A 26,244-nucleotide genomic window follows, 5' to 3' on the forward strand; every position below is an offset into this window, starting at 1 on the left:
TACTTCTTATATATTACCTTTGTTTGCAATACTGTGCGACTACGATATGTTAGAAGAATTACAGCGTCTACAAACGCATGTTCGTGTTCTTAAAACACGACTCGCTGAATTTGAATCTGAGAATCAGGCTTTATCTAATGCTCAGCTACTTTCAAATCAACAGCATAATGCTCAAATTGAGCAAAAGAATGGGGCTTTAGAGAGTAAAGAAGAAGAGGTTAAAAACCTGACTCATCAACTAAACTCGTCTCAAACACAATTAAAACAACTCAATGATGATGCAACAACGCTTGCAGATCGTTATAGCCGTTTAGAAAAAAGCTGCACAGATTTAAAAAATCGTTTTCAAGAAATTCTTGCTGAGCGCAATGAATTACGTGTTGTGAAAGAGAAATTGCAAAATGAGCAACGTCATTCACACCAAGAAATTCAAGCTTTGAAAAATGAGCGTGATCGTTTATTACAAAAAAATGAGCATGCAAAAGCAAAAGTAGAAGCGATTATTCAACGTCTTTCTATTTTAGGTACAGCGCAAGATCAACACGCACAAGAAATTCAGCAACTTGCCCATCCATCCGATGCAAGTGAGGAAGCATAAATGAGCGAACAAATACCTATAGATCTTAAAGTTTTAGGTCATAGCTTTCGTTTAGCAACTACAGTTGATAAACAAGGAGAGTTAGAACGTGCAGCAGATTTACTGAATGAAAAATACAATGATTTTCGTCGTAAAGCTCCACGTATGGAACCAAGTAAACTCACCATCATGGTTGCCTTGGAACTCATGCAAGAAGTATTGGCAATGAATAAAACCATTCAAGAATATGAACATTGCGAACGCTTACTTTCTACTATTTTAGAAGATGTGAAAGAATTTTCTGAATAATATGAAATGTTGCATAAAGACTATGCAATTGAAACGTATGTTTACATCAATAAAGCCCGTTTAGTTTAACCAACGGGCTTTATTCGTTATAATGAACTTACTCTGAGATGTTCGCCAGTAAGTCTATATCCCTGCCGATACTTATATCTCCGGATGCGTTCTGCATATTTAGAGTGTATGCCTGTCTTCGTACAGGAAACCCAGCAAGTATGCGTCGTGTCCACCTTGAACTCATCGGGTTCAGGGTAACGACATGCAGCGGCATTTTCGGAGCCTTATTCAATAATTATTATTTCGCAATTTAAAAGAACCCCCTAAACTTTCAGCCCAATCTCTCTTTATCTATTTCAACTTTCTACTCAATCACATTGAAACATGCATTAAAGAATGCAATAAACTTGAAAAATTAACTGCTGTTTGACTGTGATAATCTTTGGTATGTGCTAAGCCAATACTTGTACTGGTACGATTATCTTTTAAATATCGATATTTAATTCCATTTATTTTAAGTTGTTGTGTAGATGATGGAACCAAAGAAACCCCTAAACCCGCGGCAATTAAAGATAAAATGGAAACAATTTGAGGTGCATTGTATTTCAAATTAGGGGTAAAACCACTCAAATGACACGCTCGTAAAATAGAATCATGTAAACCCGGACTAATTTGATCGGGTGATGTTATAAATATTTCATTTTTTAACGTACTTAACTCAATTGTATCCTCAGCACATGGATAATCTTCAGGTAAAACTGCCACCAAATTTTCATCAAGTAAATGCTGAATCACTAAATTAGCTGTAGGCTTTTCAGGAATACGTACAATTGCTAAATCAATTTCATTTTTAAGTAAACTTTCAAATAATAATAGGCTATTAGCTTCTTTTAAACTTAAAGATACATGCGGATATTGTTCTTGAAACAAATAAATGGCTTGTGGAATAAGAGAATTTAAAATACACGTTCCTGTATAGCCAAGTCGTAGCTCTCCAATATTTCCACTTCCTGTAAGTTTTGTCTGCTGTATAGCCTGTTGTAATAATTGCTCAATAGGTAAAATTTCTTTTAAAAATGTGTGCCCTGCTTCCGTTAATTCTGCACCATGAATACTTCTATAAAATAATTCTATCCCTATTTCTTGTTCTAAATTTTTAATTTGCATACTCAGCGGAGGCTGATTAATACCTAGCTTTTTCGCAGCCTTAGTAAAACTTTTTTCTTCAGCAACTGCTTTAAAATAACGTAGATGACGGATATCCATATCTTTAATATATGCTTAACGTGTATCTCATATATTATACATATACAAATATCATTGGTAACCTGTGCGAATAGACCATCGAGTTGTAGGTTATTTAAAAAGCTCCAATGTTACAAAGATTTATGCTTCAGCTACAGGAAAAAATAATCTTCCCAATTTCCTTATACTCTATTTTTTTTATTGGTCTTGCTCAAATTTTTATCTGGGGTGGCTCCTTTTTTCTTTTAGCTGTTTTTTCTCGGCCCATCATGCAAGAAATGGGATGGGGACGAGAAATCATTTATGGGGGTTTATCTACAGGATTATTAGTTTCCGCTCTCGTTTTAACTTACTTAGGTCATTTATTTAGATATTTTCAAGCCAAAAACATTTTAGCTTTTAGTGGCTTTGCCATAGCTATAGGCCTAGTAACTTTGGCATATAGCTCAACACTTTGGGGCTTTTATTCTGCATGGATAATCATTGGTGTAGGAATGGCGTTAGGCTTATATGACACCTTATTTGCTGTATTTGGTCACTATTTTGGACTTAATGCAAAAAAACTTATTGTCGCACTGACTTTAATTTCAGGTTTTTGTACCACCATTGTTTGGCCACTTCAGGTCTATTTGATCTCTTTAATTGGATGGCGAGATGCTCTACTTGTTTGGGCTGTTTTACTCTTTATTTTTATTGCTCCCATCTATTACTTCTGTTTACCAACCACACCAATATCTGCTCTACAAAACACTAAAAAACCAATAAAAAATAAGCTTAGTCTAAACCCTAAAGTCTATTATTTAATGTCCACAATTTTTATGTTTTCCTCAATTATTATGACCATTGTGTCCATTCAATTAATTGATATTTTACAAGAAATAGGAATGACTTTAGTTGCAGCTATTGCTGTCAGCGCACTACTTGGACCAAGTCAAATTGTCTCTAGAATTTTTGATATTATGATGAAAGTAAATCATCCTATTCATTCATTACTAGTATCGGTATGTTTAGTAAGTCTTGGACTTCTGCTTTTAACTATTAATTCAAAATATGCAGCGATTGGTATTATGATTTATGGTGCAGGTAATGGATTAAGATCAATTATTCGTGGAACCCTGCCCCTCGTTTTAGTACCTAAAGATCAATACCCTTTACTCATGGGGAAACTAGCAGCCCCATCTGTATTAGCGCAAGCATTTACGCCTTTCATTGCAGGATATATTATGGATAAATATCACGTAACTTGGTTATTAACTATTACTGTGATACTTGCTATGTTAAATATAATATTCTCAGCCTTATTAATGAGAAAAATAAAATATTCTTAAAATTTTTCCTATCGACTTTATATAATCTCCCTCTTATACATCACGGCTTAAAGCATATAAAAAAAGCTCACAATTTGTGAGCTTTAAACTATCTAATACAATAAATACAACTTACAAAGAGTAATTTAAACCACTTCGACTTGACCTACGTGATGATAAGCACGATCAAAATAAACTAAACTTTCATTCTGTTGACTCTTTTTAATAGCAACAACACGGCACATGAAAACACTATGTGTGCCTACTTCTTGAATCTGATCAATCTCACAGTCAAAACTCACCAAGGCATCTTCTAAAATAGGTGAACCCGTTTCTAATGTTGTCCAAGCCCCTAATTTAAAGCGCTCCTCTGAATTCAATTTACTTGATGCAAATGCGCCTGAAATTTTTTCATGCTGTGCACCCAATACATTGACGCTTAATCTTTTATTTTCAACAAAATGTGAATGTGAACGAGAAGCTTGATTCATACAAACTAATAATGTCGGTGGTGTGTCTGTCACACTGCATACAGCAGAAGCAGTAAATCCATGAAGACCTGATTCACCCTCTGTAGTGATTACATTTACTGCTGTTGTTAACAAAGACATTGCATTTCTATAGTCTGTTGCTTCAATCATCTCTTTAATCCTAAATCGAGCTTTCGATTTTCATTCATATAAAGGGAGACAACATCCCCCTTTATTCATACCTAAACCAATGGTTACTGTGCCGATAATTCTTTACGAATAATTTCTGCACCCGCACTTAAAGCATTTAACTTGCCACGTGCAACATCACGAGATAAAGGAGCCATACCACAGTTTGTAGATGGATAAAGCTTATCTGCATCTACAAATTGAAGTGCTTTACGTAAAGTGTTTGCAACTTCTTCTGCTGTTTCAATTTGATTTGTAGCTACATCAATAGCACCAACCATCACTTTCTTACCACGAATTAATTCAATTAACTCCATGGGTACATGTGAATTCTGACATTCTAAAGAAACGATATCAATTTTCGATTTCTGAAGCTTAGGAAAGGCTTCTTCATATTGACGCCATTCTGAGCCTAAGGTCTTTTTCCAATCTGTATTGGCTTTAATACCATAACCATAACAAATATGAACTGCAGTTTCGCATTTTAAACCTTCAAGCGCACGTTCTAACGTTGCAACACCCCAATCATTAACTTCATCAAAAAACACATTAAATGCAGGTTCATCGAACTGAATAATATCTACACCTGCTGCTTCTAACTCCAATGCTTCTTGATTTAAAATTTTAGCAAATTCCCAAGCCAGTTTTTCACGGCTTTTGTAATGACCATCGTATAGCGTATCAATCATGGTCATTGGACCTGGGAGCGCCCATTTAATTGGCTGATTGGTTTGACTACGCAAAAATTTAGCATCATCAACAAATACAGGTTTTTTACGAGATACCGCCCCGACCACGCTCGGAACGCTTGCATCATAACGATTTCGAATTCGGACTGTTTCACGATTTTCAAAATCTACACCTTCTAGATGTTCAATGAATGTCGTTACAAAATGCTGACGAGTTTGTTCGCCATCACTCACAATGTTAATGCCTGCATGTACTTGTTCTTGCAAAGATAAACGTAGCGCATCTTGCTTTGCTTCAAGTAGTTGTTCTCCGTCTAGCTTCCAAGGAGACCAAAGTTTTTCAGGTTCAGCAAGCCATGAAGGCTTTGGCAAACTACCTGCTGTTGATGTTGGAAGTAAAATTTGGGGTTGTACAAGTGCCATGTCTAATCTTCTTTCTTTAAATCCGTGAATATTCGTGATGTATTAAGCAGCGTTGTCTACTGTAAAGTTTGCAGCCCATTCATTTAGAATGTCTTTATATGGGTTTATGAAGTTTTCTTCTGTCCATTTGCCCTGTTTTACAGCCAATTGACCACGTTCAACACGATCATAAACAACACGCGTTAAAGAATAATCTCCATAACTGAGGCTTGGCTGATACACCACACCTGCTGGTGAATTCGTATTGTAAATTTCAGGACGATAAATTCTTTGGAAGCTTTCCATCGTACTAATTGCACTAATTAGTTCAAAATCTGTGTAATCTCTTAATAGATCACCTGCAAAATAAAAAGCTAAAGGTGCATTACCATTTTCAGGTTTGAAATAACGAACTTTTAAGCCCATTTTTGCAAAGTAGTCATCTGTGCGTGAATAGTCGTCATTGGTATATTCCACACCTAAAATAGGATGCACATTCGCAGTGCGATAATACGTTTTGGTTGTTGAAACACTCAGGCAAATTACAGGTTGTTTGCTAAACTCAGCTTTAAAGACTTCTGAATTCACAAGATGTTGATATAGCTTGCCGTGTAAATCACCAAAATCTTCAGGCTTTTCATTAAATTTACAACCCAATGATGGCAATACCACACTGAAATCATAATCACGAACATAAGAAGAGAAACTATTACCAATCATGCCTTCAATGCGTTCATTGGTTTGATGATCTGTAATCGTACTTTTTAACGTTTCAATAAATGGAAAAGTTTGACCATTACCTTCAATATCAATTTCCGCAGAAATAATATCAATTTCAAGTGAATAACGATCACCCTTTGGATTATCGACAGTTGCTAAACTATTGAAACGGTTATTAATCATTGCAAGTGTACGGCGTAAATTTTCCTGACGACTTTCACCACGTGCCAAATTGGCAAAATTTGTGGTTAAACGTGTATTGTTTGCTGGCTCATAATTTTCATCAAAACGAATACGTTTAATTGAACACTCAAATTTATGACTCATGAAGATTCACCCTAAATTTTTATAAAAAGCTAAATTTCTGTATGCACTTATTTAAGCCTGAATCCAAAGATGAGTAAAACGATATAAATTCAATAAAAAGTGAATTTTATTCATGTTATGATTTTTTAGACATTCTTCTAATGTTATGAATCAATCAGAATCATGCAAAAAAAAGCTCCATGCATAAAAATAGAGCTTTATAAAAAATGGATTTTTTCAACACAATCAATTCGTAATCGTTTTAATCCAAGCGCTAGGATGTTGATCAAAACCAATTTTGGCGTAATACGTTGTTGCCTGAGGTGCAGCTAAAAGAATAATTTTACAGTTTGGCTCTAACTGCTCCGATGTTAATTCAATCAATCTTTTACCAATTCCATATTTTTGAAATTCTTCAGAAACTGCCAAATCGGATAAATAGCAACAAAAATGAAAATCTGTAACAGATCTTGAAATACCAATCAATCTCTTTTCAGCCCATGCAGACACTATTAAATTAGAGTGTTTCAACATACCTTTTATACACTCAATATCATGAATGGGACGCCTTTCACCCAATGAGGTTTGATTTAATAAATCGATATATTCCTTTGCTGTAATTTCCGTATTTACTTTATAAATAATACGATTCTGAGTGGTATTCATAGATCTTTAAAACCTTAAGAACTTAATATCAATATAACCTAAAACATAAATATCCAATGACTTTAAACTGAACCATCATGACTTAAATATTGAACAACTTCGCCTTATATTGCTTGCATCATGAATCTATTTCATCTCAAGATTAAAAGAAATCATCTTATTTCCTCATTTTTAACAATTTAAATATCTAAAATAGACCGTTCAGATTTAAATAGCCTCACATCAATTATGTCTAACAAACTTGAACGACAAAAATTAATGCTCCCGCAAGGTCATCAAAAGTTACTCCTTCACTCTTGCTGTGCCCCATGCTCTGGTGAGGTCATGGAAACACTCATTGAATCTGGTATCGACTTTTCTATATTTTTTTATAATCCGAATATCCATCCTGTTAAAGAATATGAAATTCGAAAAGAAGAAAATATTCGATTTGCAGAAAAGCATAATATTCCATTTATAGATTGCGACTATGACACAGACAACTGGTTCGATCGTGCCAAAGGCATGGAAAATGAACCTGAAAAAGGGATTCGCTGCACTATGTGCTTCGATATGCGTTTTGAACGTACTGCATTATATGCTGCTGAAAATGGTTTTAGCTTAATAAGTAGCTCTTTAGGTATTTCTCGTTGGAAGAATATGCAACAGATTAATGATTGTGGTCATCGCTCTGCTTCACATTATGATGGTATTACCTATTGGGATTACAACTGGCGTAAACATGGTGGTGCTGTGCGTATGCTTGAAATTAGTAAAAAAGAACAATTTTATCAGCAAGAATATTGTGGTTGTGTGTATTCACTGCGAGATACCAACCGCTGGCGCAAAAACCAAGGGCGTGACCGTATAAAACTTGGCGTTAAATTTTATTCAAATGTTATGGATGATGAATAGAAAACATCCTAAGGTTTTCATCATAGTTTCTCTGTGCTAGAATTCGCGCCCTTTATATAGCTTATCTTTTAAGCTTATTGGAACTTTTTTGAATGAAATAATCTTTAAATGATTCTTTTCTCATTTTGTCTATTTCATATTTTCCAATTTTAATTCATCTCCCTCTGTTTTTTAACGAGAATACTTTTTGTTATCTCGTTAAAAGGCATATAAGTTACGTAGAAAATAATGTCTCAACCTCAAATATCCAAACTTACTTGGACTGCTTTGTTATTCCCTTTTGCTTTAGTTTTATTCGAATTTGCTGTTTATCTGGGCAATGACTTAGTACAGCCTGCAATGCTTGGCGTTACCCGCGATTTTGGTGTAAGTAGCAGTTGGGCTCCTTCATCCATGTCTTATTATTTATTGGGTGGCGGTTGTTTAGCTTGGCTCATGGGTCCTTTATCTGACCGCATTGGACGTAAAAAAGTATTACTTGCAGGTGCACTTTTCTTTAGTGTCATGTGCTTACTTATTTTATTAACTCAAAATATTCAGAGCTTTTTAGGTTTACGCTTTTTACAAGGTATTGGTTTAACCGTTATTAGTGCCGTTGGTTATGCTGCTATTCAAGAAAATTTTGAAGAACGTAGCGCCATTAAAGTTATGGCACTTATGGGAAATATGACGCTATTTGCACCATTACTTGGTCCTATTATTGGCGCATTCTTAATTGAACATGTGTCTTGGCATTGGGGCTTTGTGGGCATTTCAATTCTATCTTTATTGGGATGGCTTGGTCTTAAAATTGCGATGCCAAATGATCAAAAAAGCAATTTAACACAGCAACCCTTAAGCCATATTTGGAGTGACTTTAAGAAAGTTTATAAGAATAAACAATTCCTAATTATGACGCTTTCTTTACCTTTAGCCTCATTACCTATCATGATGTGGATTGCATTATCTCCCGTTATGCTCGTTGAAAAATTTGGCTTTAGTGGTTTTCAATATGGGCTTGCACAAATTCCTGTATTAGGTGCATTAATTCTAGGCAGTGTAATTTTAATGAAAGTGGTAGATCGCTATCGTTTAGGTCAAACGGTTCTTATCGGTTTACCTATTATGCTCATTGGTGCACTTATTATTTTAGTTGGCTTATTTATTCCGCAACTGACCATTTGGACTTTAATTATTGGTATGACATTAATGAGCTTTGGTGAAGGTATTTGTTTTTCTGTTTTATACCGCCTAGCAATGATGTCTTCTGATGTATCTAAAGGAACTGTTGCTTCTGCAATGTCTATGATGATGATGTTTACTTATTTCACAGTGCTTGAAGTCTCTCGACACTTATATGAAACGTACAACATCTTAGCATTCAGCTTATGTAGCCTTGCTTTAATCTTGATTTGGTTTACTTTCCCTCGTGCTATGTTGAAAAAAATTATGCAGACACGCGCAGAAAAAGGTGAGTTTTAAATAATAGATAGATTCAAAATAAAGTGATCCTATCTATTTAATTTACCTAAAAACTAAACATACCAATTTTTCCAAGAACTGGTTCCACGTACGTCAAGAGGTACTGTTGGAATCAGTTTTTCTTTTAGAATTTGAGTTTGGTCTACTGCTTTAGCAAGTCGTGCTTTCACCGAATGAATACATTCACGATCTCCAAACTCACATAAATCTAAACTTGTACCTCCACAAGGTCCATTGGCTAATCCTTTTGGACAAGTTTCAGGACAAATATATAAAGTTTCACCTAAACGACATTGTCCGCAACTTTCACATCCAACCACACTATGTTTTGTAAGATGTTCCGTTTTCATTAAAACTTTGGTGGCTGTTTTACTCCCCCAAAATGGCGCATTAAATACAAACTTACCAAGCCCTTTTCCAGCTTTAGATTCAAATAAGGCGGCATGCATTAAGTGTAATTGTTGATATTTAATTTTTTCAGCAGTACTTACTGATCGAGAAAAATATTTCACCTCAGGCTTAAACTCTTCGCCTGATTTTATCTGCCAAAATTCATTCCAAAGTAATTCAAGTTCCTCTAATGCTAAACAACGATATTGATCTATATAGCTTTCTAATAACTTTTGCTCTTCTGGTTTATGACATGCAGATAAATGTACACCAGCAAAACCTAATTGCTCGCAGATCAAAATTTGTAAAGCACAACGTATATAAGCATTATTCGTCTGCCCTATTTGCTTTTCACGTTCTAAAACTTTGAGCATATGTGAACTAATCACAATGCCTGCAACCTTATTTCTAACCATAAACTTAGCACGCACCAAAGTAAGCGGCATGACACAAGCCAGTAATTTTTGTGAATAGTGATGTTGCTTTAAAAATGCTTGTGCCTGTTGTAAAGCTGTTATGTCATAACCAAGTTGAGTAATGACATAATCTGCACCTGCTTTTAATTTTTTATGTAATTTTAAATATTGTGCATCACGCTCAGCTTCAGCATATTTAAATGGATTAAAAGCTACACCAATATTTAATCCACTTTGTTTTTTTGCAGCCATGACTGCGTTTACAGACTCTAAGTACCGACTCCGAACAGTTCCATTTTCACCCGTTTTATGCTCTTTTAACTTATCACCTGAAAGCAATAATAGGTTTTGAATATTTTCTGCTTTAGCCTGCTGTAAAAAGCGCTCAAAGTCTTTTATATCACGACCTTTTCCCGAAAAATGAATGACCTTTTCAATCTCATTTGAATAGTTTTTACTTGCTTCTAATGGCGAAATATCATGATCTGAATGCACTCGATCTGCCAATGTCATAACAACAGGATATCCTGAAAATATTGTTTTAGTTGGATACGTCTCTGTTAATGTGGTGAGATATTCTACAAGTACACAAAATTGGTTTTTTTGAAAATAGGAAGAAAGTTGTGACATAAAAAACGCAGTATCACTATCAAAATATATATACTGGGAATTATAAATCAATTTAATTTAAGCACCACTTAAAACATACTAAATGAACAATTTGAAAAACAAAATCTTTACATTGAAACAATCCATATTCCAAACAAACAGTATGAATAAAAATATTAAACCTCTTTCATAAACCTAAAGAACAAGTTTCATTTTAATATCAAAAAATTATGTTCATTCAAACATAAAAAAAGCCCCCAAATACGGAGGCTTTTCTAGATAAATTTTAACCTGGGTAAATACCACGTTCTTTACGTGCACGTAAAATACGCTCACACGCCAAGATATAAGCTGCTGTACGCATAGTGCATTTGTTATCCGCCGCACAGTTCCACACATCTGCAACCGCTTGAATCATGAGCTTATCAAGACGTTCATTAATTTCAGCCTCGCTCCAGAAGAAGCTCGCCATGTCTTGAACCCACTCGAAGTAACTTACCGTTACACCACCAGCATTACAAATTACATCAGGCACAACAACAATGTTACGGCTAACTAAAATATCATCAGCTTCTGGATAAGTTGGACCATTTGCACCTTCTAGAATCATTTTAGCTTTTAAACGCTGTGCACGTTCAACCGTAATTTGACCTTCTAATGCAGCAGGAATAATGATATCTGCATCAACATCCCAGAAATCTTCATTATCAATTTGCTTAGCACCTTCAAAGCCTAATACACCTTGAGTTGCAGCAACGTGAGCATGCAAGCTTGGTAAATCAATACCATCAGCATTAAAAATGGTACCCGTATGATCTTGAATACATACGATTTTAGATTTGTATTCGCTAAACAAGTTAGCAGCTTCACTACCTACGTTACCAAAACCTTGAACAGATACCTTGGCACCATCCAAGTTTAAGCCAATTTTTTTCGCAATTTCGTAACCTGTAATAAATACACCACGACCTGTCGCTTTTACGCGCCCTAGTGAACCACCAAGGTGAACAGGTTTACCTGTAACAACACCCGTTACAGTATGACCTTGACCAGATGAATACGTATCCATGATCCAACCCATTACATTTGGGTTTGTGCCTACATCTGGAGCAGGAATATCTTTTTGAGGTCCAATAATATGACTAATTTCACTTGTATAACGACGTGTTAAACGCTCTAATTCACGTGGAGATAATGTACGTGGATCGACACGGATACCACCTTTAGCACCACCAAATGGCAAGTTCACTACAGCTGTTTTAATGGTCATCCACGCTGAAAGCGCCATAACTTCATTTATTTCTACGTCTGGATGATAACGAATACCACCTTTACCTGGACCACGTGAAAGGTTATGTTGAACACGGTAACCTTCGAAATGACGGATAGAACCATCATCCATAATAATTGGTACATCAACAATTAAAGCACGCTTAGGACGCTTTAATGTATCAACATATTTTGCAAGATCTTCACTTAAATATGGCGCAACACGATCAACTTGTTCTAAAAATGTTTTCCAAGGACCATGTTCTGCATTTGCGTACGAGAGATTAGACATTTATATTCCTTTTATGAATTTATTGAGTTCCTTATTAGACACTCTTTAAATTTCTTAACATTAGTTTTAATCAAAAATTATTTTTGTATTCAATTATGCAACAGAGTATGCAATTTTTTGATTGTAACAAAACTCGATCATATACTGTGCAAAATTTAATAATTGTTTTTTCAAGTCAAAGCTTGAATGTTACAACTATTTAAAAATACTTAATAATTTTAACTTAAAACTACTGCGCTTACAGTTGCGCGAAGTATAACAAAAGCTTCTAAATATTGAGTAATTGAGTACAATTCAACAATTTTCTTAACAATTTGTTACTTTCGTTTTTTAATTAGAATTGATAAATCACCCTCTATTTTCTTCATTTTTTATTTAACAGCATGAACAATCAATCAATTAATTTTACTTTAGATTCATAGAAATGCTTGCTATCTTGCAACACAATTTAAATGATTGAGATTTACTATGCATATTAGTGAGCAAATTGTTCTTGTTACAGGTGGTGCCCGTGGACTAGGTTTAGCAATTACCGAAACATTAATTGCTGAAGGTGCCCGCGTTGTTGTTAACTATTATACAAGCAAAACCAAAGCAGAATTTTTAGTAGAAAAATACCCTCAACAAGTTTTCATATATCAAGCAGATATTACTCAAAAAGATCAAGTTCAAGATTTATTCACTGCTGCCAAAACACATTTTGGAACAGCAATTACGTCTATTATAAATAATGCCTTAGTTCACTTTGAATTTAATGGCGATCTCCGACCTCAAGTAGAAGATCTCACAGCAGATCTCATGACGCTGCAATTTAATGGTGCTGTACTTGCAGCATTAAATACGACTCAAGCGGCATTGACCGATATGAAACAAGCTAATTTTGGACGTATTATTAATATTGGGACAAATCTCGTGCAAAACCCAGTTGTTCCCTATCATGATTATACTGTTGCAAAATCGGCTTTACTTGCATTCACAAGAACCGCTGCACAAGATTTAGGTCAATATGGTATTAACGTAAATATGCTTTCAGGTGGGTTATTACAAAAAACTGATGCAAGTCAATCTACACCAGACTTTGTATTTGACTTAATTGCTTCATCAACACCATTAAAAAGAGTGATCACACCTCAAGAATTTGCTTCTGCAATTATGATGTTTTTATCACCCTATTCACGTGCAATTACAGGTCAGAACTTAATTGTAGATGGTGGATTAGTGAAAGGATAAAATTTGTATTTACATTCATTTTTTAAACAAACAGTAAATATCAAATAATTTAGGGTGAAAAAACAAATATAATAAACTCACCCTATTCTTCATTAATGATTCAAAAATGCGACTTTTGAGCTTTGTCTGTATCACCTTTATTCTGACAGGCTGTATGGGAACATCAAAAGAGATTAAAAATGCGGAATCTCTTTTAATACAGTTTCAATGCACAAATATTGAAAGTGCTCAAATTCCACATAATTCAATAAATTCTTATTATGAACAGTCGCTTTATTCATCTAAACAAAAAGCTCAAACCTATATAGAGAGCTATAAACATGGTGATAAGCTATTTAATATTTCATTAAATGAAGTTGTAGAACAACAATATATTCTTTATAAAGAAGCCTGCCAAAGCCTAGGTGGTGTAACAAAAAAAATAATTGAGCAAGAATAATATTTCAAGCAAGTTAATACGAATATATAACCTGCTAAAAGTATTTTTCTATCCATTATTATTCAGAAATATAACGCTGATCGACACTAAAGTCTTCTGGAAACTTAGCGTGAATATTTGAATAAAAATCCATAATCTCCCTCATATCTTTATCCATATCACCCGATGGATAGACAATTTTACCAACGCCTGTTTTCTTATTTTTATAATCCATATATGCCAAAGCAATTGGCACATTGGCATTTAAAGCAACATGATAAAAACCTGTTTTCCATTTTTCTTGTTTAGCTCGAGTTGCTTCAGGCGTAACTAACATTACAAGTTTAGGATGCGTCTTAAAGAGGTCTGTCATAACTTGAACCATACTTAAGCGCTCTTGTCCTGCCTCTTTTGGACGACGATCAATTCCAATTCCACCCATTGCTCGAACAAAAGGACCAAATGGAAGTTTCATATAACTGTCTTTAATTGTTAAACGAACATTCACACCCAACGCTTTCAATGCTAATCGCGCATAAAGTGCATCCCAATTACTTGTATGTGGTGCTGCAATCATGACACATTGATCTAAATCTAAAGGCCAATGGTTATCAATTTTCCATCCCAAAGTATGAAGACTTCTTTCAGCTAACTTCTCAAACATAAATAAAATACAGATGTAAAAAATTTGGAAGATTGTATCAGTTTAATTAGAAAATAATATTTAATAAAAAGTAATTATTTATAACAATCTTCGCTACATCCTTATCAGTTTTTATAAACTAAATTTAATAAAGTGAATATAAAATATATATTGAATATCATCATAATTTAATCATAATGATATGGAATATAATGGAAAAATACACCAATATTAATTATTTTCAAACACAACACTAAATAGATTCTTCACCAAGTTAAAACATCACACTATATTCACGTAACTAAAGCATATTCGCTTTAATTTTTATCTTCACAACATTAGGTGGTTATATGAAAAAAACAGCCCTTGTTCTTTCAATCCTCAGCATGTCACTTATGGCTTGTAGCAAACCAAACACTGAAACGACTACTGAAACAACCGCAGTAAGTGAAACTACAGTCGTTCAATCTGTTGAAGCCTCAGCTCCTGCAAGTTCTGAACCCGTAAGCGGATCAGCTGAAATCTCACTCGACTGGGATGGTGACTATAAAGGCTCACTTCCATGTGCCGATTGCGATGGAATTAAAACCAAACTCGAATTAAACAAAGATAAAACCTTTGAAATTTCTCGTGAATATTTAGGTCTTAAAAACACCGAGCAAAAATCAAAAGCCAAAGGTTCTTTTACTTTTGATGCTAAAAATCCATCTATTATTGTATTAGGTGCGCCTGAAAACAAAAAAGTTTTCATTGGTGAAAACTATGTTCAATTCTTAGATGAAGATGGCAATAAAATTACAGGTCCTATGGCTGACCTGTATATTTTGAAAAAAGATTAATTTTTACCTAAAAAAAACCCTGCATAAGCAGGGTTTTTTTTAGAATCATTTGGGTAGATTAACCACCAAATTGGTTCATTGTGTTTTTAGCATCATCATGTGCTTTAAGTGCGTTGTCACCAGAGAAGATTTCTTTGTGATCATCACCGATGTCTGAACCTGCCATTGCTTGGTGTTTAACACAAGCGATACCACCGCGGATTTCTTTACGCTGTACACCAGCAACATAAGCCAACATACCTTCAGTACCGAAGTAACCTTGAGCAAGCTCATGAGTAGAAAGCGCAGCTGTGTGGTAAGTTGGAAGTGTGATCAAGTGATGGAACACACCCGCTTCACGAGAAGCATCTGCTTGGAATGTACGTACTTTTTCATCAGCATCAGCAGCTAATTCAGTTGCATCGTACTCAGCGCTCATTAATTTAGCACGGTCGTAAGCAGAAACGTCTTTACCTTCAGCAACCCAACGGTCGTAAGCTTGTTGACGGAAGTTTAACGTCCAGTTGAATGATGGAGAGTTGTTATAAACAAGTTTCGCATTTGGAACTGTTTCTTTAACACGGTTTACCATGTGAGCAATTTCATCAACGTTTGGAGTCGCAGTTTCGATCCAAAGAAGGTCAGCACCGTTTTGTAAGCTAGACACACAGTCAAGTACAACGCGGTCAATTTGAGTACCTTCACGGAATTGGTACAAGCCAGAAGCTAAACGCTTAGGACGATGTAATTTACCGTTACGTTTGATAAGAATTTCGTCTTCTTGAGCATCAGCAATGTCAATTTCAACTGTGTCTAAGTAGCTGATGTATTGAGAAGCAATGTCACCTGGTTCTTTAACTACTGGGATTTTTTGAGTTAAATCAGCGCCTTCAGAGTCAGTACGTGCAACGATGATACCGTCATCAAGACCCATTTCTAAGAATGCATAACGTAATGCATGGATTTTAGCGATGAAGTCTTCGTGTGGAACAGTTACTTTACCAGCTTGGTGACCACATTGTTTCGCGTCAGATACTTGGTTTTCGATTTGAAGTGCACAAGCACCCGCTTCGATCATTTTTTTAGCAAGTAAGTAAGTTGCTTCTTCGTTACCGAAACCAGCATCGATATCTGCAATAATTGGCACAACGTGAGTTTGGAAACCATCGATTTGTGCAGTGATTTCAGCAGCTTTAGCAGTATCACCAGCTTCTTGCGCTTTTTTAAGCGAACGGAAAAGATCGTTTAATTCTTTAGCGTCAGCTTGACGTAAGAATGTGTAGATTTCTTCGATTAGAGCAGGAACTGAAGTTTTTTCGTGCATAGATTGGTCTGGTAAAGGACCGAATTCAGAGCGAAGTGCAGCAACCATCCAACCAGAAAGGTAGATATAACGGCGTTCAGTTGTACCGAAGTATTTTTTGTTCGCAATCATTTTTTGTTGTGCAATGAAACCATGCCAGCAACCTAATGATTGAGTGTATTTGCTAGAGTCAGCATCATAAGCAGCCATATCACGACGCATAATTGCAGCTGTGTATTTCGCGATATCTAAACCAGTTTTAAAACGGTTTTGTAATTGCATACGCGCAGCATCTTCAGGAGAGATGTCTGCCCAAGTGTTACCGAATTTTGCTTTTAATTCGCGGATTGCATCAATCGCTGTTTGATATGTAGTCATGATATTTTACCCTGTATATAATTTTAGGATTTTTCAACTGAAATCTAAACTCGCTTTTAGGCTGTTTATTTTTCAATCGCTTTCTTGCTATGAATACAGATTAGATTGACTGAAAAAATTAATCCAATATTATCCGAGAATCTTCGCTATTTATTTAAAAAATACATAGATTAAAGTCTAAATATAATCACACCAAAAACACATAAATATATGTATTTATTAAACATTTATTATTCTGCAATTGCCTTTATTTTAAACAAATTGTCTATTTTTTAATTATTCGACTTAAGTCTGCCCTCTATATTAAATGTGAAAAATTGACTTTTTTGACAGCACAATTTGCATTAAATGCCATTTTTAGATGCTGATTATTATTTCTTGTTTTAAGACATTCATTTTCAAAATAAATACTTCTTCAATTTTTATATTTAATCGTTCTCTATTATTTGATTCTGCCTTTTTACAATAAAATGTATCTAAAAAATATGGCTTCAATATTCTATAAAACAAATACAAATCTCTATTTATAGATCATTAATCCGTTGTTTTTTCCATCATATTTTCTACACAAGCCTTGCTCCTTATGGCATAATCATAATAATTTCTTGATTTTATCTTCGGTATTTCTTGTATGAATCTAGAGCGGGTAGATCTTAATCTTCTTATTTATCTTGATGTACTATTACGCGAAAAAAATGTAACTCGTGCTGCAGAACAATTGGGCGTTACTCAACCTGCTATGAGTAATATTTTACGTAGATTACGCAATTTATTTAACGACCCTCTACTCATTCGCTCATCTGAAGGAATGACGCCAACCGAACGTGCGTTAGAACTTCAGCCACGTATTCGTGATGCCTTGTCTGACTTATCGATGATTTTGGAACCTCGTACGGAGTTCCGTCCTTATACATCGAATCGTGTTTTTCGCATCATGACTTCAGATTATGCCGAAGCAACACTAGTTCCCCGCCTAGTAAAAGCTTTGCGTTCTGAAGCTCCCAATGTCGTGCTCGACTTTTTAACACCAAGTGATGTGTCTTATCGTGACATGGAACAAGGCAAAGTCGATTTAGCCATTAATAGATTTAATGAAATTCCTCAAAGTTTCCATCAAGTTTTAGTTTGGCGTGATAGCTTCTCTTGCTTATTAAATCAAAAGCACCCTGCTGCAACCAATCTAAACTTAAAAAGCTATTTAGATGCACAACATATTTGGGTGTCTAAAACAGGTATGGGCGTTGGCTTTGGTGTGAATCCTGAAAAACAAGCTGGCTTAGGCTGGATTGATCAAGCCTTAGAGCGTATTGGTCAAAAACGTAAAATTTCAGTATTTACACGTCATTATCAAATGCCTGCTCTTTTAGCTTCAAATGTAGACTTAATTGCAACTTTGCCTACTCGTATTGCAAGCTTACAATCGAATAGTCAAAACTTATTAATTAAAGATCCTCCTTTTTATATTCCCGAATTTGAATTAAAAATGGCATGGTGTCCTTTACTTCATCATCATCCTGCACATCGTTGGTTACGCCAGCTGATATTATATGTTGCTCGCCAAATGATCGAAGAAGAGAATCGTGAGTTTTTATTAAATAACACTCAAAATTCTACATATTAATTTTTTATTTATAAGTTCTTATTTATTAAGATTATCCTTTATGAACCTGAGTTAATATTTTTATATGAGCTCAGGTTAAATTATGTTAAAAATATTCATAATAATGATGATCCACAGGTGGATTCGTGAACCTTTTTCAGAATATCGTAATCATCGTCATACTTATTACAGGTGCTGGCTTCCTTGCCTTGACTGAAATCGCACTTGCTGGTGCGCGAAAAGTTAAACTAAAAATTCTAGCTGAAGCTGGAGATTCTCGTGCTCAACGAGTGCTTGATCTACAAGCAAACTCAGCCGATTTTTTTGCAGCCTCTCAAATTGGTTTAAATGCTGTCGCAATTCTTGGTGGTATTTTAGGTGAAGGGGCATTTCGTCCTTATATTTTAGAATTTGTTACTCGCTTCTATTCTGGCCCTTGGGCTGAAAGTATCAGCTTTACGCTTTCTTTCACTTTAGTGACATCATTATTTATTTTATTTGCCGATTTAATGCCAAAACGCTTAGCAATGATTGCACCTGAAAAAATTGCTGTTGCGGTTATTGATCCAATTCAAATCTTTATTAAAGTTTGCAAACCCCTTGCTTGGTTAATCAATATGATTGCCAATATGCTATTCCGCTTATTTAAAGTGAATACCACACGTGATGACAATATTACTTTTGATGATATTTCAGCAGTAATGGACGCAGGTGCTCAAGCAGGCGTATTACAAAAACAAGAACATCACTTCATTGAAAACGTATTTGAACTTGAAGAGCGTAACGTCCCTTCAAGTATGACTACACGTGAAAACGTCGTTTTCTTTACATTAAAAGAATCTGAAGAAAGTATTCGTCAAAAACTTGCTGAATTTCCCTATTCTAAATTTTTAGTATGTAGTGAAAACATCGATGATGTGATTGGTTATGTAGATGCAAAAGATATTCTTGTTCGTATCCTCAATAATCAATCTTTATTACAACTGAACGAAAATACCATTCGTAATGTTCTCACTATTCCAGACACTTTAACGCTATCAGAATTACTTGACCGTTTCCGCTCAAGTAAAGAAAAGTTTGCTGTAGTGATTAATGAATATGCACTTGTTGTAGGTGTTATTACACTTTCCGACATTATGATTACCGTAATGGGCGATTGGGTTACACCAATTGAAGCCGAACAGCAAATTATTAAACGTGATGAAAACTCATGGTTAATTGATGGGAGCACACCCATTGAAGACATTAAACATGCACTTGAAATTGATGAAATGCCAGATGATGAAAACTATGAAACGCTTGCTGGCTTTATGATGTATAGCTTACGAAAAATTCCTCGCCCTGCCGATTTTGTATCTTATGCAGGTTTCAAATTTGAAGTTGTAGATGTAGATCACTTTAAAATTGACCAACTATTGGTAACGCGTTTAAACGAAAATCCAGAGCCAACTTTAGAAGAATCAGATTAATCTGATTCTTCTTTTTTCAGAATTAAACAATTTAAACTTTATCTTTGCAAATCCATTCTAAAAATTAAATTCAGCAATAAATACTGTATATCACTTTTTAAATTACATTCTATTACTTTTATTTACACCTACTCACACTTTATATTCCAATTTACTTCATCTTTTCTTTTTAATGACCCTCAACTCTTTGCCCTATAAGCAACACACCAAAAAATACCCAAAAAATCACATTACAAAAAGTAAATATAAAACCAATCACCATTTTACTTATGCTTTATGACGAACAAATAACAAAATTTTTACCAACAATATAATTCAAAGGATTGAAAATAATGCTAACCATACTTGGGCTAAGTATGATTATGTGCTTCATGTACTTAATCATGTCTAGACGCCTAACTCCACTTGTTGCCCTTACATTAATTCCCGTTTTATTTGCACTAATTGCATACGGTTTAAGCTTTTTTGTTGATGGACTAGATAATATCCAAATCAATGAAATTGGTGAAATGATGCTAGAAGGCGTCAAAAAACTTGCACCAACAGGTGTCATGTTACTTTTTGCGATTCTATATTTTGCAATCATGATTGACACAGGTTTATTTGACCCTTCTGTAAAATGGATTTTACGCCTTGTAAAAGGTGATCCATTAAAAGTGGTCATGGGTACCATTACCTTAACCTTAATAGTGTCTTTAGATGGCGATGGTTCTACCACCTACATGATCTGTGTCGCTGCCATGCTACCTTTATATAAGCGCTTAGGTATGAGTCCACTTATCATGGCATGTTTAATGATGCTTGCCAGCGGTATTATGAATTTAACACCTTGGGGTGGCCCTACTGCTCGTGCAGCAAGTGCACTACATGTAGACCCAAGTGATGTCTTTGTTCCAATGATTCTGCCAATGATTTGTTCAATTTTCTGGCTATATTTCGTTGGTTTCATGTATGGTCGTATGGAGCGTAAACGCTTAGGTATTGTTGAATTAGATGTTAGTCATGGTGACTCTATTCGTATTTCAACTAACCCTGAAGCAAACCGTGCACATTTACGTTGGTTCAATACTCTATTAACTGTTGCACTAATGGCATCATTAATTTATGGCATTTTACCAATGTCTATTCTGTTCATGATTGCACTCAGTATTGCACTTGTTGTGAACTATAAAGACATCGACATGCAAAAAGCTCTCATTGCTAACCATGCTGGTAGTGCATTAAATGTTGTAGGTATTATTTTTGCTGCAGGTATTTTTACTGGTATTTTAGCAGGCACAGGTATGGTCGATGCCATGTCTAAGGAATTAGTCGCAATTATTCCAGATAGCATGGGACCATTCCTAGCTCCAATTACTGCCATTATTAGTATGCCACTAACCTTCTTTATGTCGAATGATGCATTTTACTATGGCGTACTCCCTGTTCTTGCAGAAGCAGCGATTCATTATGGTATTAGTCCTGTAGAAATGGCTCGTGCTTCTATTGTAGGACAACCTGTACACCTATTATCACCTCTTGTTCCATCCACTTACTTACTTGTTGGCTTAGCAGGAATTGAGTTTGGTGCACATCAAAAGTTCACCATTAAATGGGCAATTATTACTTGTTTAGTTATGCTTGCTGCTGCACTTATATTTGGTGTATTCCCACTATATTCAACACTTGGTTAATACATTGAACATAAAAAAAGCACCCTCAGGTGCTTTTTTTATTACTATTCAACGCAGCAAAATTATTTACTTAACAAAGCATCTAAAACTGCTTGGTAGTGAATTGTAATATCATCTTCTAAAATTGTATAAGCATTGTCGAACTGAACCATTGGCCAGCCTTCTTTCCAAAATGGGAAAATATTGTGCAAATCGTGAGTCACAATTGCATCTTCACGCACAATAGCTTGAGCAACTTGCGACAACACTTGTGCTGTTTCCGCACCATCAATTGCTAAATAGTCAATTCCACGTACTTTCAAAATACGAATACGGTCTTTTTTATAACGAATTTTTTTCGCCTGACCTTCGTTTAAACCTAAAGCCAAAGTTACCGCTTCAACAAAACGTTCTTCAAATGCTGTATGTAATGCTACAAGCGCTTGTTTATGTGCTTCTTGACGACCTGCTTTACCGCCATTACGAATAATCTCTTTTGCTTCTGTATTGAGCTCATCGTTTTTCATGGATTGTAAAATATCTACAATTTCGATATCGCTTAAAGATTCAGGAGATTGGTCAGTCATGAAATGCCTTTGGACTAATAAATAGATAAAGTCGTATTTTCGCATAAATCATCATGGAAATATATCTTCAAACCGATACCGTATCTTTTCATTTAATTTTACCAATAAAAAACCACCGTAAATACGGTGGCTTTTTTGATTGAAGATTAAAATAATCTAAAATTTATAGAACTTCGACAACCACTTTACCAATATGCTCACCAGTATCCATACATGCATGTGCATCTTGAATTTGATCGAACTTAAATGTTTTATAAATCATTGGTAAGCATTCGCCTTTTGCCCAAAGTGGTGCAACATGTTGTTTTAAACCTTGAGCAATTTCAGCTTTTTCTTCGGTATTACGTGCACGCATTGTTGAACCTGTAATGGTCAAGCGCTTCATCATAATTTGCCCAAGCTTCACATCTTTAGCTTTTGCACCGCCTAAAAATGCAATATAAACCAAGCGACCATCACGGCGTAAAAGGTTTAAATTTTGTGCTAAATATGGTGCACCTACAATATCTAAAATAACATCAACACCATGCTCATTATTTGCTTCATTAATCACTTGCTCAAAATCTTGAGTTTTGTAGTTAATGGCTGTAGTGATTTCTGAAAGTACTTTTACTTTTTCGTCCGAACCCACAGTTGCAAATGTTTTCATACCTAAGGCATTACATAGCATAAGTGCCGTTGTACCAATACCACTTGTACCACCATGAATAAGCACAGTCTCACCTGCTTTGGCTTTACCCATTTGGAATACATTCGCCCAAACTGTAAAAAAGGTTTCAGGAATGGCAGCTGCTTGAACATAACTTACATTGTCGGGAATGTTTAAAGTTTGGCTTTCGGGTACAACACAATATTCTGCATAACCACCACCATTTGTCAGACCACAAACTTTATCACCCACTTTAAATAAAGTGACATTAGCACCAACGGCAACAATTTCACCAGCCACTTCTAACCCAGGTACAGGTGTAACGCCTTTCGGCATTGGATATAAACCTTGACGTTGTAAAATATCAGGACGATTAATACCAAAAGCATGAACTTTAACAAGTACTTCATCTGCTTTAACTGTTGGAATTGCTACAGTTTCGTAGGCTAGTTTATCTACACCGCCTGGTTCTGTAATAATGACTTGTTGCATGCTTGCTTGAGACATATTCTTTCCCTAATTCACTTATTTCATTCGTTCATCTAACGCTATTTGAACATAGATATATATTCAAATGAAGTCTATTCTCACTATGGTCTAGCACTTATTATTTTGACCACTTTAAACATTGCACAGCACTTTAAAATTAATGAGATATCTTTTGTGAATTTTCACAAGAAGCTTTCATTTTTTCATGTTCATTTGGCGGCATGGGTGCTGTCATCATCGACCTATATTGCATACATTCTAGTGTTTCTACATTTTGTTCTTTCTGTACTACGGTGGCGCATGAAGCTAAGCCTATACAACTTCCAACAATTAAATATTTCATTCGTATATCACGTTCAGAATAGTTTTAACCCCATTATGAACCACCATGAATAGATCTTTTGTTGCTTAAATTTTACAATTTGCTTTTATCAATAAAATTAAATAAAAACTTTCGTACCAAAGGTAAAACCACCAAAATGAGTGGAAATGCCAATAACCATGACATGACCCAAGCATGCATCCATATTGATAAAAAATTATCTGGCAAGCCAATGTTTCGAATCATGTTGTAGCATGAAATTGCGCCACTCATAATACCTGAAAGTATTAATGGCATAAGCCATGTCATGTGTTTGGGGTGAAATTTTGGGAGATTATTTGTCATATTTAACCTATTCAGTGGGTTTGTTCGGCAGTCTTAATGGTTTGCTTCATGCTTTGCATAAATTCAATAAATTGCGGTAAAAATGCTTTAAAAAGTGGATGTTGTTTATTTTCCAATAGCGTTTCACCAAATAGCTTTAGCCCTAGCGCAAATGCTTTGGCTTTTTCATCTTCTAGCAAATTACCTTTTTGAATATGTTCTAAAACTTTGAACAAATCGTCATGGTTATAGGCTGTAAATTGCAATGCTTCTGTATAGGTAGATGGATTACCTTGTGCATCTTCAATGTGTTTTACGGTAATTTCATATTTGTGCTGTTTCATCATTCCTCCTATAAATCTGCAATATCTTTTGCAGATTTTTCAATAATTTTTGCTATTTTTGCAATTTGATTAGCATTCAAATCTGTATGCAAAATTTTGGTTTTTAATGATGCTTTTATTTGATCCATTGCATTTTTAATAGCAATGAATTGCTCATTGTTTTGAATTTGATTTCGGGTATTTAAACGCAACAGTATTTTTTCTATGTTTGGTTTTTGCGCTTGTAGGTGTTCTATACCTTTTGAGTTGATGTGATATTGCTTTCGATCATCTTCTCTTAAATGAACTTCTGTATAGCCTTGTTCTTCTAAGTAGTTAATGGTTGGGAAAATTGTGCCTGTGCTTGGTTTGTAGTTCCCACCCACAAGTGTAGAAATGTCTTTGATGATGTCGTAGCTGTATTTTGGCTGTTGTGAAATGAAGTGTAGAACCAATAGTTTCATTTCACCTGTTTCAAACAAGCGTTTTCTAGGTTTTTCTATTGATTCGATCAATGAGGTTTTAGGCATAGTAAGATATATCTTAAATTAATTAAGATGTATCTTATCACACAAATTTTATTTTTTTAATTCTAATTTTATTTGGCGATTCAATAATAATATTAACTACCTCTTTAAGTGTGCAATTTTCATTGAACCAAAATTTCAATTTTTTACTTTTAATAGGTCTTATCCTAACTGAACCATTTTTATTAGCGCACCGATCTATTTTAGCTATTTCAAGCGGTTCAATATTATCACCGACATATATACCAATTTCACTTTCATGATTTCCTAAGGCTTTGTTGCACAAACCTAGCATGGAAGGCTTATTCAGCAATATAATTTCAAAATGAATAAACCTGCCCCTAAAATCTATCGTACAACCAATTGGTCATCCTATAATCGAGCCTTAATCAACCGGGGTAATATTTCCATTTGGTTTGATCCAAAGACCCAGTGGTATGCACAATCACAAGGCAAGCAAGGTCGAAATCAGACCTACTCCGATACAGCGATTCAATGCTGCTTAATGATCAAATCTCTATTTCGACTCTCTTTACGTATGGTCACAGGTTTTGTTCAAAGTCTGATTAAACTCTCTGGATTAGATTGGACAGCGCCGGATTACACTACGCTTTGCAGAAGACAAAAACATATTGATATTGCGATTAGCTATGAAAAAAGTAGTGATGGTCTGCATCTACTCGTAGACTCTACTGGTTTGAAGTTTCTAGGTGAAGGTGAATGGAAATGCAAGAAACATGGGGCTGAATATCGTCGTCAATGGCGTAAGCTGCATATTGCTATAGATGCTAAAACTCTTCAAATACGTGCTGTACAGCTCACTACAAATGATGTTGGTGATTCTCAAGTACTTGAAGATTTACTTTCTCAAATTCCCTTGGATGAGAAAATTGATTCTGTTTATACAGATGGTGCTTATGACACAAAGCATTGCCGACAAGTCATTTTAGATCGAGATGCACATGCGATCATTCCACCGAGGAAAAATGCAAAGCCTTGGAAAGATCAGCAAGCGAGGTCTATCGAGCGGAACGAGTTATTAAAGACAGTCAAACGTCTAGGTAGATCGCTTTGGAAAAAGTGGTCTGGTTATCACCGTCGGAGTTTGGTTGAAACGAAGATGCATTGCATCAAATTATTAGGCGATAAATTAACAGCAAGGAGTTTTCCTAGTCAGGTGAATGAGATCCACGCACGCATGGCAGTCTTGAATAAATTCACAGAATTAGGTCGTCCTCATACCCAAGTTGTCTCTTAAATTTGGCTCACCTAGGGGAGCTCAGCCTTTCAAGCCTTTATGCAACAAAGCC

At 35.2% G+C, this 26,244-nt stretch carries 27 protein-coding genes and 1 other RNA gene; 13 read left to right on the forward strand and 15 right to left on the reverse strand.

What is annotated here, in order from left to right:
* Positions 1-46: 46 nt before the first annotated feature.
* From AC5YDH_RS04445 to ssrS, 3 genes are all read left to right on the forward strand, one after another.
* The gene (locus tag AC5YDH_RS04445; protein ID WP_496117128.1) at positions 47-598 is read left to right on the forward strand and encodes a hypothetical protein; all 552 of its coding nucleotides are present in this window, start codon (positions 47-49) and stop codon (positions 596-598) included.
* On the forward strand, positions 599-886 hold the full coding sequence (locus AC5YDH_RS04450; protein WP_496117130.1) for a cell division protein ZapA: 288 nt from the start codon (positions 599-601) through the stop codon (positions 884-886).
* Positions 887-982: 96 nt separating this feature from the next.
* A non-coding RNA gene (gene ssrS, locus AC5YDH_RS04455) (6S RNA) lies at positions 983-1,164 on the forward strand.
* An 85-nt stretch (positions 1,165-1,249) separates the two neighbouring features.
* Here ssrS and AC5YDH_RS04460 read toward each other — a convergent pair.
* Positions 1,250-2,143, reverse strand: a complete 894-nt coding sequence (locus AC5YDH_RS04460; RefSeq protein ID WP_496117132.1) for a LysR family transcriptional regulator — start codon at positions 2,141-2,143, stop codon at positions 1,250-1,252.
* Positions 2,144-2,265: 122 nt separating this feature from the next.
* On the opposite strand from AC5YDH_RS04460, the gene AC5YDH_RS04465 reads away from it, so the two are divergent.
* Complete coding sequence (locus AC5YDH_RS04465; protein WP_496117134.1) at positions 2,266-3,450, forward strand: MFS transporter; 1,185 nt, start codon at positions 2,266-2,268, stop codon at positions 3,448-3,450.
* A 125-nt stretch (positions 3,451-3,575) separates the two neighbouring features.
* Here the strand turns inward: AC5YDH_RS04465 and AC5YDH_RS04470 are convergent, their stop codons facing one another.
* The 4 genes from AC5YDH_RS04470 to AC5YDH_RS04485 all read right to left on the reverse strand — a co-directional run bounded on the left by AC5YDH_RS04470 (position 3,576) and on the right by AC5YDH_RS04485 (position 6,871).
* Positions 3,576-4,070, reverse strand: a complete 495-nt coding sequence (locus tag AC5YDH_RS04470) for a flavin reductase (protein WP_496117135.1) — start codon at positions 4,068-4,070, stop codon at positions 3,576-3,578.
* Between the two features lie 83 nt (positions 4,071-4,153).
* Entirely contained in the window at positions 4,154-5,200 is a 1,047-nt protein-coding gene (locus tag AC5YDH_RS04475) for a methionine synthase (RefSeq protein WP_496117137.1), read from the reverse strand.
* A gap of 42 nt (positions 5,201-5,242) precedes the next feature.
* Positions 5,243-6,226, reverse strand: coding sequence for a putative oxygenase MesX (locus AC5YDH_RS04480; RefSeq protein WP_496117139.1), 984 nt, complete (start codon positions 6,224-6,226; stop codon positions 5,243-5,245).
* A 225-nt stretch (positions 6,227-6,451) separates the two neighbouring features.
* Positions 6,452-6,871, reverse strand: a complete 420-nt coding sequence (locus AC5YDH_RS04485) for a GNAT family N-acetyltransferase (RefSeq protein ID WP_496117141.1) — start codon at positions 6,869-6,871, stop codon at positions 6,452-6,454.
* A 228-nt stretch (positions 6,872-7,099) separates the two neighbouring features.
* On the opposite strand from AC5YDH_RS04485, the gene AC5YDH_RS04490 reads away from it, so the two are divergent.
* Positions 7,100-7,765, forward strand: a complete 666-nt coding sequence (locus AC5YDH_RS04490) for an epoxyqueuosine reductase QueH (protein WP_496117143.1) — start codon at positions 7,100-7,102, stop codon at positions 7,763-7,765.
* Between the two features lie 228 nt (positions 7,766-7,993).
* Positions 7,994-9,226, forward strand: coding sequence for an MFS transporter (locus tag AC5YDH_RS04495; protein ID WP_496117145.1), 1,233 nt, complete (start codon positions 7,994-7,996; stop codon positions 9,224-9,226).
* 53 nt (positions 9,227-9,279) lie between these two features.
* Here AC5YDH_RS04495 and AC5YDH_RS04500 read toward each other — a convergent pair whose 3' ends face one another.
* Together AC5YDH_RS04500 and AC5YDH_RS04505 are read right to left on the reverse strand one after the other, a co-directional pair.
* Entirely contained in the window at positions 9,280-10,662 is a 1,383-nt protein-coding gene (locus tag AC5YDH_RS04500) for a methylenetetrahydrofolate reductase C-terminal domain-containing protein (RefSeq protein ID WP_496117147.1), read from the reverse strand.
* Positions 10,663-10,927: 265 nt separating this feature from the next.
* Positions 10,928-12,202 (reverse strand): Glu/Leu/Phe/Val family dehydrogenase, encoded by a 1,275-nt coding sequence (locus AC5YDH_RS04505; protein ID WP_496117149.1) that lies wholly within the window; start codon positions 12,200-12,202, stop codon positions 10,928-10,930.
* A 468-nt stretch (positions 12,203-12,670) separates the two neighbouring features.
* On the opposite strand from AC5YDH_RS04505, the gene AC5YDH_RS04510 reads away from it, so the two are divergent.
* Both AC5YDH_RS04510 and AC5YDH_RS04515 read left to right on the forward strand, forming a co-directional pair.
* Positions 12,671-13,432, forward strand: a complete 762-nt coding sequence (locus AC5YDH_RS04510) for a 3-oxoacyl-ACP reductase (RefSeq protein WP_496117151.1) — start codon at positions 12,671-12,673, stop codon at positions 13,430-13,432.
* A gap of 106 nt (positions 13,433-13,538) precedes the next feature.
* On the forward strand, positions 13,539-13,871 hold the full coding sequence (locus tag AC5YDH_RS04515; RefSeq protein ID WP_496117153.1) for a hypothetical protein: 333 nt from the start codon (positions 13,539-13,541) through the stop codon (positions 13,869-13,871).
* Positions 13,872-13,929: 58 nt separating this feature from the next.
* On the opposite strand, the gene AC5YDH_RS04520 is transcribed toward AC5YDH_RS04515, so the two are convergent.
* The gene (locus AC5YDH_RS04520) at positions 13,930-14,514 is read right to left on the reverse strand and encodes a 1-acyl-sn-glycerol-3-phosphate acyltransferase (RefSeq protein ID WP_496117155.1); all 585 of its coding nucleotides are present in this window, start codon (positions 14,512-14,514) and stop codon (positions 13,930-13,932) included.
* Positions 14,515-14,843: 329 nt separating this feature from the next.
* Here AC5YDH_RS04520 and AC5YDH_RS04525 point away from each other — a divergent pair, with 329 nt between their 5' ends.
* Complete coding sequence (locus AC5YDH_RS04525; RefSeq protein ID WP_496117157.1) at positions 14,844-15,332, forward strand: copper resistance protein NlpE; 489 nt, start codon at positions 14,844-14,846, stop codon at positions 15,330-15,332.
* 58 nt (positions 15,333-15,390) lie between these two features.
* Here the strand turns inward: AC5YDH_RS04525 and AC5YDH_RS04530 are convergent, their stop codons facing one another.
* Complete coding sequence (locus AC5YDH_RS04530; protein ID WP_496117158.1) at positions 15,391-16,992, reverse strand: isocitrate lyase; 1,602 nt, start codon at positions 16,990-16,992, stop codon at positions 15,391-15,393.
* Between the two features lie 631 nt (positions 16,993-17,623).
* Here AC5YDH_RS04530 and AC5YDH_RS04535 point away from each other — a divergent pair.
* From AC5YDH_RS04535 to AC5YDH_RS04545, 3 genes are all read left to right on the forward strand, one after another.
* Positions 17,624-18,613, forward strand: coding sequence for a LysR family transcriptional regulator (locus AC5YDH_RS04535; protein ID WP_496117160.1), 990 nt, complete (start codon positions 17,624-17,626; stop codon positions 18,611-18,613).
* Between the two features lie 125 nt (positions 18,614-18,738).
* Entirely contained in the window at positions 18,739-20,061 is a 1,323-nt protein-coding gene (paeA, locus tag AC5YDH_RS04540) for a polyamine export protein PaeA (protein ID WP_496117161.1), read from the forward strand.
* 332 nt (positions 20,062-20,393) lie between these two features.
* Positions 20,394-21,734 (forward strand): CitMHS family transporter, encoded by a 1,341-nt coding sequence (locus AC5YDH_RS04545; protein WP_496117163.1) that lies wholly within the window; start codon positions 20,394-20,396, stop codon positions 21,732-21,734.
* Between the two features lie 62 nt (positions 21,735-21,796).
* Here the strand turns inward: AC5YDH_RS04545 and AC5YDH_RS04550 are convergent, their stop codons facing one another.
* From AC5YDH_RS04550 to AC5YDH_RS04575, 6 genes are all read right to left on the reverse strand, one after another.
* The gene (locus tag AC5YDH_RS04550) at positions 21,797-22,300 is read right to left on the reverse strand and encodes a hypothetical protein (protein ID WP_496117164.1); all 504 of its coding nucleotides are present in this window, start codon (positions 22,298-22,300) and stop codon (positions 21,797-21,799) included.
* Positions 22,301-22,463: 163 nt separating this feature from the next.
* The gene (locus AC5YDH_RS04555; RefSeq protein WP_496117165.1) at positions 22,464-23,456 is read right to left on the reverse strand and encodes an NAD(P)H-quinone oxidoreductase; all 993 of its coding nucleotides are present in this window, start codon (positions 23,454-23,456) and stop codon (positions 22,464-22,466) included.
* Between the two features lie 397 nt (positions 23,457-23,853).
* The gene (locus AC5YDH_RS04560) at positions 23,854-24,105 is read right to left on the reverse strand and encodes a DUF2798 domain-containing protein (RefSeq protein WP_496117167.1); all 252 of its coding nucleotides are present in this window, start codon (positions 24,103-24,105) and stop codon (positions 23,854-23,856) included.
* 11 nt (positions 24,106-24,116) lie between these two features.
* Complete coding sequence (locus AC5YDH_RS04565) at positions 24,117-24,428, reverse strand: DUF3861 domain-containing protein (RefSeq protein WP_496117169.1); 312 nt, start codon at positions 24,426-24,428, stop codon at positions 24,117-24,119.
* A gap of 8 nt (positions 24,429-24,436) precedes the next feature.
* Positions 24,437-24,937, reverse strand: a complete 501-nt coding sequence (locus AC5YDH_RS04570; protein WP_496117171.1) for a PadR family transcriptional regulator — start codon at positions 24,935-24,937, stop codon at positions 24,437-24,439.
* Positions 24,938-24,974: 37 nt separating this feature from the next.
* Entirely contained in the window at positions 24,975-25,247 is a 273-nt protein-coding gene (locus AC5YDH_RS04575) for a hypothetical protein (protein WP_496117173.1), read from the reverse strand.
* 12 nt (positions 25,248-25,259) lie between these two features.
* On the opposite strand from AC5YDH_RS04575, the gene AC5YDH_RS04580 reads away from it, so the two are divergent.
* Positions 25,260-26,192 carry an IS5 family transposase gene (locus AC5YDH_RS04580; RefSeq protein WP_496116183.1) on the forward strand — a complete coding sequence of 311 codons (933 nt, stop codon included), beginning with the start codon at positions 25,260-25,262 and terminating at the stop codon, positions 26,190-26,192.
* The last annotated feature ends 52 nt before the right edge of the window (positions 26,193-26,244 follow it).

This window comes from Acinetobacter sp. FY683 (assembly GCF_059515885.1).